The sequence below is a fragment of the Rothia amarae genome (assembly GCF_042677725.1).
Classification (GTDB): Bacteria; Actinomycetota; Actinomycetes; order Actinomycetales; family Micrococcaceae; genus Rothia; species Rothia amarae.
This window is the reverse complement of record NZ_JBHUCN010000003.1, coordinates 56,265-70,299: the sequence shown is the minus strand read 5'-3', so window position 1 is coordinate 70,299 and position 14,035 is coordinate 56,265. Positions and strand designations below refer to the sequence as shown.

Genomic DNA, 14,035 nt, shown 5'->3' with positions numbered 1-14,035 from the left:
TTTTCTTAGCATCAAGGTAGACCATGACTCACACACCTCAAAGTGCTGAATCCATGCAGGATTCTGCAGTTCAGCACAAATCAGGGTGGCCTTTTGGCCTCTTCTTTCTCCTCGGCGTAGCGGCGCTCGTCGTTTCTTTTGCCGGACTAAAAACCATGGCCTCGGTAATTGGCCCTACGTTCTTGGCTCTGTCACTCGTTATTGCCGTCCGCCCCATTCGCGAATGGCTCGTCAAGAAACGCGTGCCCACATTCCTTGCGGCAATGATTACGTTGCTTGTTCTTATTGGTCTGCTGGTAGCGCTGATTGGATCGCTGACTTACTCAGTCTTCGCTCTCGTTGAAATCTTGCCTCAGTACTCGCAGAAGTTCCAGAGCCTCTACGATGAGAGCCTGGGCTGGATAACCTCCACTTTTGGGGTTTCGCAGAATCAGATTTCTGACCAGTCCATGAGCTTCTTGGAACCCTCTAAGATCATGAACTGGCTAACCACCTTCCTCAACGGCTTGAGCGCAACCGGTTCCGGTTTCTTCCTTCTCGTGATGGTGATGGCCTTCCTCGTGGTCGACTCCGCCATCATTTCAGGTCGCGGAGCATACCTACGCAACCACCGCCCCCATCTGGCATCAGCCTTGGCTGATTTCCAGCACCGCACCAATCGCTACTGGGTTGTGAACACCGTTTTTGGTCTGATTGTTGCTGTCATTAACGTGGTGGCGCTGATGATTCTCGGAGTTCCTCTGGCAATCGTATGGGGCATCTTCTCCTTCGTCACCAACTACATTCCCAACATCGGGTTTGTTCTGGGAATGATTCCCCCGGCGCTGGTTGCGTTGCTGGACGGCGACGTCACCACCATGATTTGGGTTATCGTCCTGTTCTCGGTTATCAACTTCACCATGCAGCAGATTGTTCAGCCAAAGATTACTGGCGACGCCGTTGGTCTTAACACCACCGTCACCTTCCTTTCGCTGATTATCTGGTCCATGATTATTGGTCCGCTCGGCGCGATCCTGGCTGTTCCGCTCACGCTGTTCTTCAAGGCGATTGTGCTGGATTCCGATCCGCGCGCTCACTGGATTAGCGTTTTCTTCACCACCAACTTTGCCAAGGTCAACCCTGCAGAAGAAAAAACCATTTCTTCCAAGGAGTTTGAGCGAGCTAAAAAAGAAGAAAAAATGGCTGAAAAAGAACAGGAAGTAGAAACTTCTAAGTAAGTTATCTTTACTCTCTCGCTTGAAGCGAAAAATACAGGACGGGCGTACCTGCGGTGGGTGCGCCCGTCCTTGTTTTTATCTTGAGCTAACTACACGTAGGTGGCTACGTATGCCTCGCCTAATCCTCTGATGGTTGTAGCAGTGTCGCTACCAGAATGTAACAGCGACTCAGTCGGATACACGGTGAAACTCTGTTGTTCCGACTCAACTGTTAGCTCCCCTGCTACAGAAAGCAAAGTGGAGGTTCCCTCAAACGTGAAATCCACAGCTTGCGAGGCGGGAACTCGAATACGGGTCAGTGAAAGACGCTCATCCCACAAAGAAAATTTGCCTACCACCGCGTCATCAGGGTTTGCACGAACCACCTCAGGGGCGCACTGGTCATCGCGTAAGACCTCAATTAGCTCTTGAGTATCAATATGTTTAGGAGTCAGCCCCGCGCGCAACACATTATCTGAGGGGTTCATAATTTCAATGGCTGTACCTGAAACATAGGCATGAACCTGACCATCTGGAGTAAACGCAGAATCACCCGGTTCTAGATAAAGCAGATTCATCACTACAGCCACCAGCAACCCTCGATCGCCCGGGCACTTTTCCTCAATATGCTCCACGAGTTCGGCAGCGCGCTCCAGAGTGCAAGGACCACCGGTGTGAGTCTTAGCCCAGGTGCGAACACCGTCTAACGTTTCTTCAAGAGCGACCGCGGCGTCGCCCTCGCTGAGGCGAATAATCTTTGCCAAAAGTTCTTTTCCTGAATTTACAGGGAGTAAATCCGCGAGCCAGCTCAGACCAAAAGCCGTGGCAATTTCTTGAATTTCATGGTCTGGGCGAACTCCCGTCAAAATTTTCATGGGAGTTAGAGCAATAACGGTTTCGGGCTTTGAATGGCGGTCTTTGTAATTACGAGAGGAATCATCGAGGGCAATTCCTTCTTGATTCTCGCGGTCAAATCCAGATTCTGCTTGGGCGTCAGTGGGGTGAACCTGAATAGACAGGGGGGCGTCAATGGCAAGAATCTTAAAGAGGAAAGGGAAGTTCTTAACTCCATGGGGCAAAATGCGGTCTGGAGTGTTTTCTACCACTCTGTCAAGACCCATTTTGTGCCCATCAATATCGATTTCTGAAGGAGCGGAAGGGTGAGCACCCACCCAAACCTCAGCTTCTGGCTGGTCACTGGGTCCAGACAGTCCACGCATATGAGCCAGGGTTTCATGTGATCCCCAGGCATAGTGTTGCGTTTTATTAACCAACCGAAATAGTTCGCCCATGCTCTTATCCAACCATATTCGTCAAAAGGTACCCCCTATTTAGGGGACTACCTGCGGTGTTCCTCACCATATAAAAGTAATATCTCTGAGTACACATCGCAAAAAAGCCCTCGCCACGTAGAATAAACCTGTGAATACTATTGATTTAACCGCATCTTTTAAGGCGTACGACGTTCGTGGCATCGTCGGTGAAACCATCACCGAGGATACCGTTCGTGCAACCGCAGCAGCATTCGTTGATGTTCTGGAACTCGCAGGTCAGAACATTCTGGTGGGTAGCGATATGCGCCCATCCGGCTCGGATTTCGTTAATGCTTTCGCCGAAGGAGCTACCGCTCGTGGCGCAAACATCATCAAAATAGGCCTCATCTCAACCGATGAGCTTTACTTTGCCTGCGGCGTGGAGAATGCAGCGGGCGTAACTTTCACCGCCTCGCACAACCCCGCCGAATACAACGGCATGAAGATGGCTAAGGCTGGCGCCGTCCCGATTTCTTCGGAAACCGGTCTGTTCGACGTCCGCGACTTGGCACAGCAATACCTGAACGCCGGAGAAATCCCCCAGTCCGAAACCCAGGGAACTGTTTCAGAAAAAGACATTCTCAAAGATTACGCAGAGTACCTACGCAACCTCGTTGATCTTTCCAACATCCGCTCTCTGAAGGTTGTTGTTGACGCCGGTAACGGCATGGGCGGCATGACCACCCCCGCAGTCCTAGGCGATTCAATTCTTCCCGGTCTACCTTTGGATATCGTTCCTCTGTACTTCGAGTTGGACGGTTCCTTCCCTAATCACCCCGCTAACCCTCTAGAGCCTGCTAACCTCGTGGATTTGCAGAAAGCTGTTGTGGAGCATGGTGCAGATATCGGTCTAGCTTTCGACGGCGACGCCGATCGTTGCTTCGTCATCGACGAAAAGGGTCAGCCCGTTTCACCTTCTGCTATCACCGCTATCGTGGCAGAACGCGAAATCAAGCGTGCCCAGTCAGAAGGCGAAGCTGAGCCCGTTGTTATTTACAACCTCATCACCTCTAAGGCTGTTCCTGAACTCGTGGAGAAGCTCGGTGGCCGTTCGGTAAAGACCCGCGTGGGTCACTCCTTCATCAAGGCTGTCATGGCTTCTGAAGGCGGCATCTTCGGTGGCGAGCATTCAGCTCACTACTACTTCAAGGACTTCTTCAACGCGGATACCGGCATGCTGGCCGCAATGCACGTGCTAGCAGTTCTAGGTAACTCCGAAAAACAGCTTTCCGAAATCGGTGCTGAGTACCAGCCCTACTTCTCCCCCGGTGAGATTAACTCTGAAGTGGAAGATAAGGACGCAGCTATTGCACGGGTTCGCGAAGCTCTCGGCGATTCTGTTGAGGTTTCCGAGATGGATGGCACTACCTTTGAGCACAAGACTGAGGGCTGGTGGGTAAACCTTCGCCCCTCCAACACCGAACCCTTCTTGCGGATGAACCTTGAAGCCCCTGATCAGGCAACCATGGAACGTGTACGCGATGAGATTCTTGCTCTGGTTCGTGCCTAATCATTTTCGTGTTTAGTCGCTAGGACGTAAGCACTTCGAGGGCGCTCTCTGTTGCTGACAGGGAGTGCCCTTTAGCGTATGCGGAAGTAGGCTTCTAATTCAGCAGCAGATTGATGAGCGCTACAGTACCGATTACCAAGATGACTGCCAGCCGTTTTTTGCTCCGGGGCAATGCCGGTTCAGGGGCGGTGCCAAGAATTTCTTGAGCGTTAGTATCATGTGAGCGAGCGGCAGCTACTCGTTGCTGAATTTTGGGCCCCACAACCACCATGATGAGGCCTAAACCAACGAGCACTGGAACGACGAAGGCGAAGGCTTATTCGGACAGAATCAACAACAGAGAAGTACCGGTAATACCGCCCAGAATAGAGCTGGATAGGAGCATTTTGATAAGACCCGAATTCTGCCGAATTTCCCTGCGGTAACCGTATGCACCGGAGATATTTCCCGCAACCAAACCCACCGAGCTTGAAATGTTAGCGGTGAGCGGCGGATACCCCAGTAGGAGCAGAAGGGGGAATGAAATAAGGGTTCCAGAGCCAACGATGGCGTTAATAAAACCAGCGCTCAACCCAGCACCCAAAATGATGAAAAAACTAAGCACCAACGTTGAATCAGGAAGCATAATTTGATGCTAGCGCAGAGCCGGCAACTGTGGGGCTACTTGGCAATTTTCAGCATTTTAGGAATGTAATAAACGATGGGCGCAAGGATGAAAAGCACTAACAACGCCATCCACGGACCTGATATTTCTGGATGCGATGTTGAATAGGTGACAAAAACGAGCATGAGCCCTACTCCGATAGAGGTCCACAGCAGCATATTGCGGGAGCAAGTATAGAGAGCTTGCCATCCTTCAGCGGTTGAAGGAGTTTTCGGCACATTATGAATTCGAGGGAATCGCGCTATCACCAGACAGAAAAGAGTCACCATGCACAGCATGATAGGTGCGAGAAGGAATTGATTTTTATCGCCCCAGTCGTCAGGTTCTCCGTTGGGGCCGAAATGAACCGGAACTATTTGAGGCAACCCAACATAAGTCACCACAGCGTAAATAACTCCAGCTACCAGAACAAATGCCGAAATACCCTCCAGAATCCGAGAAGATTTCGCCGGGGAAGCAGGAACGGGGCGTTCGGTTCTGCCTGGGAGTTGTGGGGAATTCTCCATTGAAGTTCACCTATCGTCGCAGTGGTTTTTTAACTATATAAACTAGGGGGGTAAGCAACCATTTTCTGACGTGGTGTTTTACTATCAACTCATTTTTCACGAACGTATTTCAGGACGAGGTATATCTATGGGTTTACTGTGGTGGACAGTAGTGTTACTAGCCGTTCTTTGTTTGGTGGGCATTGCCATCTATCAGGCGCTGAAATTTATCGCCTCCCGAGATGCGCAGAATCTAGATGCACTCCCCCACCGCACCGTCGTCGGCCCGGCAGGTTCCCTCAAGCTCGCCGTTGCAGACACCACTGACTCGTTGAGTAAAGGGCTCTCAGGACATCAAAAACTCAAAAACGTTCACGGTCTTCTTCTAGTTCTCCCACCGAAAGCTACCTCACTGACTCTTTTAGGCGTGCAATTTCCGCTCGACGTCGTATGGCTAGATGCCCAGAACCGAGTGCTCAAGGTCGCCTACGATGTCAAGCCCGGGTTTGGAACTCTCCGCCTACCTTCACCGGCGCGTACCGCCGCCGTCATTGAAGTACCAGCGCTCAGACTCCGTAAGCTGGGCGCCATTGAGCCAGGTACCACTCTTTCCTGGAAATAGGATTTATTTTTTACACCCAAAGTGCCACTCCCCTGATAAGGAAGCGGCACTTTAGAGGTGAAGAATAACCGTTACTTGTTTTCAGCTCGTGCAGTATCGCGAAGCATCCACTGGTCAGGACCAAAAATCTCGTACTGAATCTGGACACCAGGAACACCTGCATCCACCAGAGCCGAGCGGGTGTCCTTCATGAAGCCAAGAGGTCCACAGAGATAAACCGAGGCATCGGAGGGAACATCAAGCTGAGAAACATCCACGCGACCTTCAAAATCGCCCGAACCATCGCCCAAGAAGCTAATGAGTTTGCCGTTAGCCAGCTTGCCTACGAGCTCTTCCATTTCTTCGCGCAACGGCCACGCGTCCTTACTGGAAGAGGAATGAACGACTACAACTTCACGCTGGGAGTTTTGGTCCACCAGTTCGGAGAGGAAAGCAAGCATAGGGGTCACGCCGATACCTGCCGAGAAGAGGTAGAGCGGCCCTGAGCCGTCGTCGCCAAATCCACCCAGGGTGATATCACCGTAGGGGTTTGAGATATCAACGACGTCACCCTCCTGCAGAGCGAAGTGGCGTTTGGTCATCTCACCGTTGGGGTCGAGCTTGATAGCTACGCGGCGCTGGTTTTTTTCAGAGGGTAGCAGCGTGTACTGACGAGGCTGCAGGAGGCCATCTTCTGCCTGAGTGAACAGTGAGATGTACTGACCTGCTTTTGCCTCGGTCATCGCGGTGTCGTCTGCAGGTTCAAAAGTAAGATCTACTACCTGATCCCCAGTTTCCTTGCGGGATACAAGCTTGAAGGGTGCGCGCATGACGTCGTTAGCCTGCTGTGCGTAAAGACCCTTCTCAATCTTGATAAGAGCGTTTGCCATCAACCAGTAAACTTCGCTCCACGCCTCGGCAACTTCAGGGGTGCAGGCGTCGCCCAGATCCGCTGCAATAGCTTCAAACAGGTACTTGTAGACGGTGGGGTACTCATCTTCGAGCAGTCCCAGGGAGGCGTGTTTGTGTGCTACGCGGGAGAGCACTTCATCGGGGTACTTATCGGGATTGTTCAAAATATAAGTAGCAAAAATGACGATTGAGTTAGAGAGCGCCTGGGGCTGAGTGCCTTCGAGCTGCGATGAACGTGAAAACATGCCGTCCATCAGGTCAGGACGAGCGGCGAACATACGCTTGTAGAACTCCGGGGTGATGTGAGGCATCCGCTCGGCAACGACGGGCGCGGTGGCTTCAATGATGGGACGTGACTTTTCTGAAAGCACGATGTCTCTCCTTTGGAACAAAATGTTGATTAACCATTTCCAAAACTAGCATATTCAATGCAAGATAAGGAATAAAAAAGATGAGCTGCTTCATAAACAGCTCATCTTCATCTATGATGCCTGAGTTAACTTCTTCGTCTGGCTCAGCGGCCCCAAGCCCAGCTCAACAAAAACCGGACCCATCTGCCTCTGTGTGGGCAGACTGGAAATCGTGATGGGATCTAGAACCTCAAAGAATGCCTCCCGAGCCCTGGAAAGATAGCCCCGCAAGCGGCAGGAAGAATTCAGCGGACAATCACCATGTTCACTCTCGCACTCCACCATGGGAATATCCCCCTCGGTCTGGCGCAGAATATGACCAACCGTCACATTCTTGCCAGCCTCAGACAAGACGACGCCGCCGGCACGCCCGCGAGTTGCCACAACCCATCCATGATTTGCCAAGAACGCAACGGATTTAGCCACATGGTTATAGGGCGTGCCCACTCCCTGAGCAATAGTCTGGGTAGAAAGCTTCTTATCCTCGGCACCAGCCAAAAGAATCATGATCCGTAATGAAACGTCGGAAAAAGCAGTTAGACGCAATGCCCCTCCTTCATGATTTTTTGGCATAATCTGAAATTTAGTTTACTCCTCTGAGCAAACCACAGCGCGCACTAGTGCGAAATGAGTTCATAACCATATTCACAGTGCATCCGCTTGTGACTAGCGACTATACACACTTACATGTACAAACACCTCGACAAAGTTATGTTCACCGCAAAATATCGTCAAAAGGATGATTTCGAAACTCTTTACTTGTGGGTAACATTGTAAATAGTTTGTGCCCACAAGCATTGCTAAAGCATCTTTTTCAGGGGGAACTTGAAGAATATAATTGGTGCTCGTCAAATGCTGATCGGGTTAGTACTAAAGTCCATGACGATCAATAACACCAGATAAGGATTCACTCATGTCACAGCTTGACACCTCAATCCAGGAACTTCTTTCCATCGAAGGCGCAAACGGCGCAGCACTCGTGGACATCTCTTCGGGCATGGCTCTAGCTTCCGGCGGCAACCCCGGGTTCGATCTCACCGTTGCAGCAGCAGGTAACTCCAACGTTGTCCGCGCAAAGCTCAAGACCATGAACGATCTCGGTCTAGAGGGCAACATCGAAGACATCATGATTACCCTCAACTCCCAGTACCACCTCATTAACGTACTCAACGCTTCTGAGACCGCTGGTCTGTTCGTTTATCTGGTGCTTGATCGTAACACCGCGAACCTAGCGCTCGCTCGCCACAAGCTCAACACCATCGCAAACCGTATCTCCCTCTAAGCCCCACAAGCTAGACGCAGAGAAGCGAAGCCCCACAGAGGCAACTTAGACCCATGGCCGGTGATTTTTAGGGAATCACCGGCCATGGGTTTTTATTTACCTTATGTGAAGGATCCTATTCAGTAGCAAGAGCTCGAGCAAGCACAGCAGTAAGGTGAACTGGCTGGGGCTGGCATGAATCACCGCGTGAGCGCTAGCGAACTTGGTGAGAAGGTTAGTACACCGTTGCTGTGCTTGCTCGAGTTCAGCGTCTTCGAAATAACCTGTTAGATAATAGAATCGCCGATTGCAGCTTCCATCAGCGTGTCTTCGGTAGCGTCTCGGTGCTCTTGGATTGCTACGATTTCGCCGTCCTTCATGACAGCGATACGGTTGCACAGTCCCATAAGCTCTGACATGTCCGAGCCAATCAAAAGAATAGAAACGCCCTCAGCGGTAAGGTCCTTGAGCATCTTGTAGATTTCTACCTTTGCGCTGACGTCGATGCCGCGGGTGGGGTGGTTGAGAATCAAAATGTCGCAGTCCGAGCTGATCCACCGTGCCAGCGCCACTTTCTGCTGGTCACCGCCGGAGAGCTTTCCGACTTCACCCTGAATGTTGGTGGTCTTGATGTGTAGCTTGCGGATTTGCTCTGCTACCTCGCGAAGGGCAGAGACTTCGTGCAAGAAACCTGCACCTTCATCTTTGGTGATTCCCGCAGAATCCATGAGGGTCTTTGCGATGGACCGTTCGTTTGCGAGACCCAGTTCGTCGTCGTTGTCTGAGAGATACCCGATGCCGTAGCTGACGGCGTCCTCGGGGCTGGAAATCGTGACGTCTTCACCGTTGATGCGAAGGGCTCCGAATTCAGCGGTCTCATCTACGCCAACCAGCGCCGAGGCGATTTCGTTAATTCCCGAACGACGCAGACCGGTCAGACCCAGAACTTCGCCGCGAGCGAGAGTGAAATTAACATTCTTCAAGAAACCCTGGGCGCCATTGAGGTTCTCGATAGTGAGACGGGGGGTCTCTTCCACAAAGTCAGAAGGCTGCTGATGCATTGAGACTTCGCGGCGGAACATCTTAAAAGCGATGTCTTCAGCGCTCATGTGACCGGGTACGATTTCATGGGAGATGATGCCATCTTCCAAAATGACCGCGCGATCTGCCAGCGAACGGATTTCATCCAAGCGGTGGGTGATATAGATGACCGAACGTCCCTCAGAGACCAAACGGCGGGTCATCTCATGGAACTGGAAAATCTCATAGTCATTGAAGGTCGCCGCAACTTCATCCATCAATACCAGCTGAGTTTCTTCAGCTACTAAACGCACAACCTCGATGAGAGCCTGTTCTGCACGCACCAAATCGCCCATCAGGGAGGAAGGGCTAATTTCCAAGCCCGCGTCGCTCAGAAGCTCGGCGGCACGCTCGTTCTGCTCCTGCTCGCTCTTCTGCGCATGAAAGGTCGAGCGGAAGATGGTCTGCGCTACCGTCAGCGTAGGATCTACCGAGAATTTCTGGCGAATCGAGCCGACTCCGCAAGCTAGAGCCTCATCGGGGTTCGACGGCGCATACGGCTCCCCTGCCAGCATCATCGTCCCAGAATCCGCGGTGTCCCATCCACCGAGAATCGAAAGCAGCGTGGATTTACCCGCACCATTTTCCCCGAGCAGACCCAATACTTCACCGCGCACCACTGTAAGGTCTACGCCTTTAAGCGCTCGCAGATGTTCGTGTTTTTTAGTCACGCCCTTAACACTGAGCAAGTTATCCACTGCTGATTGTCCCTTCAGATGGAGAGTGATATGTGAAATGACCGCAGAGGTCATTTCAAGCGAACGAAAACTAGTTTCGGTATCAAATATTACTGTTGTTTAAAGCCAAAGATTGATTATAGAGCTTAGATAATCTAAAAAATTGAACCGACGATATATTGAGAGCAATATATCGCCGGTTCAGTACTAATGTGTCCGTCTAATGGTTAGGAATTGCTACGAGCTTCTTCAATACGCTGTGCCAGTGCATCACGCTGTTCGTGAATGCGTTGAGGCAGGTCATCACCGAATTTCTCCAGCCATTCATCGATGCCGATAAGCTCAGCTTCGATCTCATCAACATTGACAGCTAGCGCAGCGTCTAGCTCGTTGTCCTCAATTTTGAGACCGGTCAAGTCAAGGTCCTCACGGGTGGGCACGGTACCCATGAGGGTGTGCTCGCCGCCTGCGGTACCTTCAAGACGATCGAAAATCCATTTCACCACGCGGGAGTTCTCACCGAAGCCAGGCCACGCGAAACCACCCTCGGGGGTACGGCGGAACCAGTTGACGTAGTACACCTTAGGCATGTTCTCTTCGCCGTGCTTCTCGCCCAGGTCAAGCCAGTGGCGGAAGTAGTCAGAAGCGTTGTAGCCGATGAAGGGAAGCATTGCCATGGGGTCGCGGCGAACCACGCCCACAGCACCCTTAGCTGCAGCAGTAGTTTCCGAAGACAGCGTTACGCCGCGGAAAACGCCTTCGCTCCACGACTCAGCTTCAGACACCAAAGGAATAGTGGTCTTACGACGTCCACCGAAGATGATTGCAGACAGAGGCACACCTTCAGGCTCGTAGAACTCTTCTGCGAGCATGTCTACCTGGTTGAGCGGGGTGCAAAAACGTGAGTTAGGGTGTGCCGCAGGACGGCCCGATTCAGGGGTCCAGTCGTTGCCCTGCCAGTCGATAAGGTGGTCGGGTACCTCATCGGTCTTACCTTCCCACCACACCGAATTGTCATCAGTCAAAGCAACGTTGGTGAAGATATTGTTGCCTTTGGCGATTGCGCCCATAGCGTTGGGGTTAGTGGACCAGCCGGTACCCGGAGCTACACCGAACATACCTGCTTCGGGGTTGACGACGCGAGGGGTGCCGTTTTCATCGAAGTTGATCCAGGAAATGTCATCGCCCACCATCTCGGTCTTCCATCCCTCAAGAGTGGGATCCATGAGTGCGAAGTTGGTCTTACCGCAGGCAGAGGGGAAAGCGGCGGAGATGAATTTAGTTTTGTTCTCAGGGTTAGTGACCTTGAGGATAAGCATGTGCTCTGCCATCCAACCTTGGTCGTGTCCCATCGCCGATGCAATACGCAGGGCGTAGCACTTCTTGCCCAGCAGTGCGTTTCCGCCGTAACCCGAACCAAAGGACCAGATTGCACGCTCCTCGGGGAAGTGAACAATGTACTTCTCGGGGTTGCAGGGCCAGGGCACATCCTGCTGCCCTTCTTCTAAGGGAGCGCCGATAGAGTGCAGAGCCTTGACGTAGAAAGCGTTGGTATCAGACATCTTCTTCAAGACATCAGAACCGATAGTTGCCATGATGCGCATGGAGCATACTACATATGCAGAGTCAGTGATTTCTACGCCGAAACGAGGAGTAGAGGCATCGAGAGAGCCCATGACGAAAGGAATCACGTACATGGTACGACCGTGCATGCAACCGCGGTACAGATCCTTCATCAGCGACTTCATCTCGGCAGGATCGCGCCAGTTATTAGTGGGGCCAGCTGCCTCTTCGGTCTCAGAGCAGATGAAAGTGCGCTCTTCAACACGGGCGACGTCATCGGGGTCAGAAAAAGCGACGTAAGAGTTTGGGAACTCATGATCAGAAAGACGGCGGAAAGTACCAGCTTCCACGAGTTCACCGGCTAGGCGGTCATATTCTTCTTCCGTGCCATCAACCCACACGATGGATTCAGGTTCGGTAAGTTCAGCGACTTCTCGCACCCAATCCACCAGCTCAGTGTATTGAGTTGGTGCCTGAGCAAGCTGGTCTTGAACCTGCTGGTTCAGGCCGGAAGAAACAGTACCGTTTGAAAGGTCAGCCATCTGACGATTCCCCTTAAAGTTTTACGCACCGCGACACCGCGTTGTGCCGAAGATTTGAATCTTCAAAAACTTTGCCTCTCGTTCTTTAAGAAGCAAATGCGTCATCTCTACTGAGAATGAAGGACAACGCAACGTTTTGAAGACCATCACCTCTTTGTGATTAGAACACCAAAGTAACAGTAAAGAGTGGGTTTAAACCATCAATTACGCACAAATGTCAGAATATAGCTCAACCTCTTGCGTTTTTTCGATAAATAGTTGATGAACTTCCGCTAGTTTTCGGGGTTTCTTCTTCCAGCGAGCAACATGTAACGAGTGTCACCCCTTTTCGATTTGGCAAGGTTCTCTAGCGCGTGTAGAGTATTACCTGTTGCTGAAACGGGGTAGCCCGGAAAACAGAACATGCGCCTGTAGCTCAACGGATAGAGCATCTGACTACGGATCAGAAGGTTGGGGGTTCGAATCCCTTCGGGCGCACTAAATAGCCCGCTTCTTCGGAAGCGGGTTTTTTGTTTTTCCACGCCATTTCTAGGTGCGGAGTGAGTGAGGGATTGCCCACGAGAGCAAGATTTATGCTCTCCATACTGGGCATAATAGGGTAAAACTTCACCACGCTCTAGAATAATAATGAGCGAAAAATTACAAGGAGTACATTCTCATGAGCATCAACATCAATGTAGTTAACGAGAGCGGCGAGACTCGCGGAGCAACCTGGGAAGAAGATCAGACGCTCCTTGACGCCCTGTTAGCAAACCAGTTCCCCGTTCTAGCTACCTGCGGAGGCAACGCCTCCTGCGCTACCTGCCACGCGTACATCGATCCTGAACATTTCGAAGCATCAGGAGAACGCACCGAAGCTGAAGAAGATTTGCTAGATATGGTCGACGACGTCGCCAACGAATACTCCCGCCTTTCGTGCCAGACCGAATACGCCGAAGGTCTTGATGGCGCAACGGTGACCCTCAAACCTGGGATGTAATATGAGCCCCCTCAAATCCCCTCGGCATTCTCTCCTCCTCGTAGCGAGCATCAGCATTTTAGCGCTCTCCGCTTGTGGCGGTGGGGAAAGTACGCCTGAAACCCCGACCGAGGCACCCACTGCCGCAGTATCAGCTTCATCTACCGCATCTGCTACTGCATCGGGATCGCCCAAACCCAGCGCAACGCGCACCTCACCCGCTGCGACCCCCAGTCCGGTAGCAACTCCGACCGTTCATGAGCCAACCGTCACCGAACCTACGGTCACAGAGGAAACGGCGCCTCCTCGGGGTAGCGTCACCACGGTGACCCAAGAGCCACAAACCCCGGCTCCAGCGCCGGCTACCGAATCCAGCGCCGCGGCTACACCTAACGAAACAGCGAATGCAGATGCTCAGCAGAGCGCAGCATGCGACTACGAGCACATCCGTATTGCCGCAGAGGTAGCCCCCGGCGGCGGGGCTGCAGGCTCTCGATATATGAACCTCACCTTCACCAACTCCGGTTCTACGCCGTGCTCGTTGAGCGGTTACCCCAGTGTCAATTACGTGGACGCGCAGGGCAACCAGATAGGCGCAGCCGCTAAACAGGCCGCAGAGTGGACCAGCTCGGGAGCTGTGATTGGCTCGGGCGAATCTGCGAGCGCAACGCTACGTGAAACTCGTGCGGGGCTTTACGACGCGGCATCCTGCCAGCCCACTCAGGCAGCCGGTTACCGCGTGAGTATTCCAGGTACGTCGTCTTCGCTGGTGCTGAACTTCCCCGCTGAGGCATGCTCCTCCACCGAAACGGGACAGCTCTCCGTAGGCCAGATTGGTGCCCAGGCAAAGTAAGCCCGACACC

The 14,035-nt window shown here is 52.2% G+C and carries 14 protein-coding genes and 1 tRNA gene; 7 read left to right on the top strand and 8 right to left on the bottom strand.

Features of this window, described 5'->3' with window-relative positions:
• Positions 1–23: 23 nt before the first annotated feature.
• Positions 24–1,217 carry an AI-2E family transporter gene (locus ACFR81_RS01265; RefSeq protein WP_343876319.1) on the top strand — a complete coding sequence of 398 codons (1,194 nt, stop codon included), beginning with the start codon at positions 24–26 and terminating at the stop codon, positions 1,215–1,217.
• Between the two features lie 89 nt (positions 1,218–1,306).
• Here the strand turns inward: ACFR81_RS01265 and manA are convergent, their stop codons facing one another.
• Positions 1,307–2,488 (bottom strand): mannose-6-phosphate isomerase, class I, encoded by a 1,182-nt coding sequence (gene manA / locus ACFR81_RS01260; protein WP_343876318.1) that lies wholly within the window; start codon positions 2,486–2,488, stop codon positions 1,307–1,309.
• Between the two features lie 130 nt (positions 2,489–2,618).
• On the opposite strand from manA, the gene ACFR81_RS01255 reads away from it, so the two are divergent.
• Positions 2,619–4,019: a phosphomannomutase/phosphoglucomutase gene (locus ACFR81_RS01255; RefSeq protein WP_343876316.1), complete on the top strand. Its 1,401-nt coding sequence runs from the start codon at positions 2,619–2,621 to the stop codon at positions 4,017–4,019.
• A 94-nt stretch (positions 4,020–4,113) separates the two neighbouring features.
• Here the strand turns inward: ACFR81_RS01255 and ACFR81_RS01250 are convergent, their stop codons facing one another.
• The 3 genes from ACFR81_RS01250 to ACFR81_RS01240 are packed head-to-tail and all read right to left on the bottom strand — an operon-like array spanning position 4,114 to position 5,189.
• The gene (locus ACFR81_RS01250) at positions 4,114–4,281 is read right to left on the bottom strand and encodes a hypothetical protein (protein ID WP_343876315.1); all 168 of its coding nucleotides are present in this window, start codon (positions 4,279–4,281) and stop codon (positions 4,114–4,116) included.
• A 54-nt stretch (positions 4,282–4,335) separates the two neighbouring features.
• A complete protein-coding gene (locus ACFR81_RS01245) occupies positions 4,336–4,644 on the bottom strand; it encodes a TSUP family transporter (RefSeq protein ID WP_343876314.1) in 309 nt (102 codons plus the stop codon).
• A gap of 35 nt (positions 4,645–4,679) precedes the next feature.
• A complete protein-coding gene (locus tag ACFR81_RS01240) occupies positions 4,680–5,189 on the bottom strand; it encodes a DUF1648 domain-containing protein (protein WP_343876313.1) in 510 nt (169 codons plus the stop codon).
• A gap of 127 nt (positions 5,190–5,316) precedes the next feature.
• On the opposite strand from ACFR81_RS01240, the gene ACFR81_RS01235 reads away from it, so the two are divergent.
• The gene (locus ACFR81_RS01235) at positions 5,317–5,790 is read left to right on the top strand and encodes a DUF192 domain-containing protein (RefSeq protein WP_343876312.1); all 474 of its coding nucleotides are present in this window, start codon (positions 5,317–5,319) and stop codon (positions 5,788–5,790) included.
• 71 nt (positions 5,791–5,861) lie between these two features.
• On the opposite strand, the gene ACFR81_RS01230 is transcribed toward ACFR81_RS01235, so the two are convergent.
• Positions 5,862–7,052: a globin domain-containing protein gene (locus tag ACFR81_RS01230; RefSeq protein WP_343876311.1), complete on the bottom strand. Its 1,191-nt coding sequence runs from the start codon at positions 7,050–7,052 to the stop codon at positions 5,862–5,864.
• A 111-nt stretch (positions 7,053–7,163) separates the two neighbouring features.
• Entirely contained in the window at positions 7,164–7,637 is a 474-nt protein-coding gene (locus ACFR81_RS01225) for an RrF2 family transcriptional regulator (RefSeq protein WP_068168605.1), read from the bottom strand.
• Between the two features lie 367 nt (positions 7,638–8,004).
• Between ACFR81_RS01225 and ACFR81_RS01220 the strand changes: the two genes are divergently transcribed.
• Positions 8,005–8,373, top strand: coding sequence for a hypothetical protein (locus ACFR81_RS01220; RefSeq protein ID WP_068168604.1), 369 nt, complete (start codon positions 8,005–8,007; stop codon positions 8,371–8,373).
• A gap of 266 nt (positions 8,374–8,639) precedes the next feature.
• Here ACFR81_RS01220 and ACFR81_RS01215 read toward each other — a convergent pair whose 3' ends face one another.
• Together ACFR81_RS01215 and ACFR81_RS01210 are read right to left on the bottom strand one after the other, a co-directional pair.
• Positions 8,640–10,103 carry a sugar ABC transporter ATP-binding protein gene (locus tag ACFR81_RS01215; RefSeq protein WP_158004381.1) on the bottom strand — a complete coding sequence of 488 codons (1,464 nt, stop codon included), beginning with the start codon at positions 10,101–10,103 and terminating at the stop codon, positions 8,640–8,642.
• A gap of 233 nt (positions 10,104–10,336) precedes the next feature.
• Complete coding sequence (locus ACFR81_RS01210; protein ID WP_343876310.1) at positions 10,337–12,214, bottom strand: phosphoenolpyruvate carboxykinase (GTP); 1,878 nt, start codon at positions 12,212–12,214, stop codon at positions 10,337–10,339.
• A 404-nt stretch (positions 12,215–12,618) separates the two neighbouring features.
• Between ACFR81_RS01210 and ACFR81_RS01205 the strand changes: the two genes are divergently transcribed.
• The 3 genes from ACFR81_RS01205 to ACFR81_RS01195 all read left to right on the top strand — a co-directional run bounded on the left by ACFR81_RS01205 (position 12,619) and on the right by ACFR81_RS01195 (position 14,025).
• Positions 12,619–12,691 (top strand) — tRNA-Arg (locus ACFR81_RS01205).
• A 181-nt stretch (positions 12,692–12,872) separates the two neighbouring features.
• On the top strand, positions 12,873–13,193 hold the full coding sequence (locus ACFR81_RS01200) for a 2Fe-2S iron-sulfur cluster-binding protein (protein WP_068168600.1): 321 nt from the start codon (positions 12,873–12,875) through the stop codon (positions 13,191–13,193).
• 1 nt (position 13,194) lies between these two features.
• Complete coding sequence (locus ACFR81_RS01195; protein ID WP_068168596.1) at positions 13,195–14,025, top strand: DUF4232 domain-containing protein; 831 nt, start codon at positions 13,195–13,197, stop codon at positions 14,023–14,025.
• Positions 14,026–14,035: the final 10 nt, after the last annotated feature.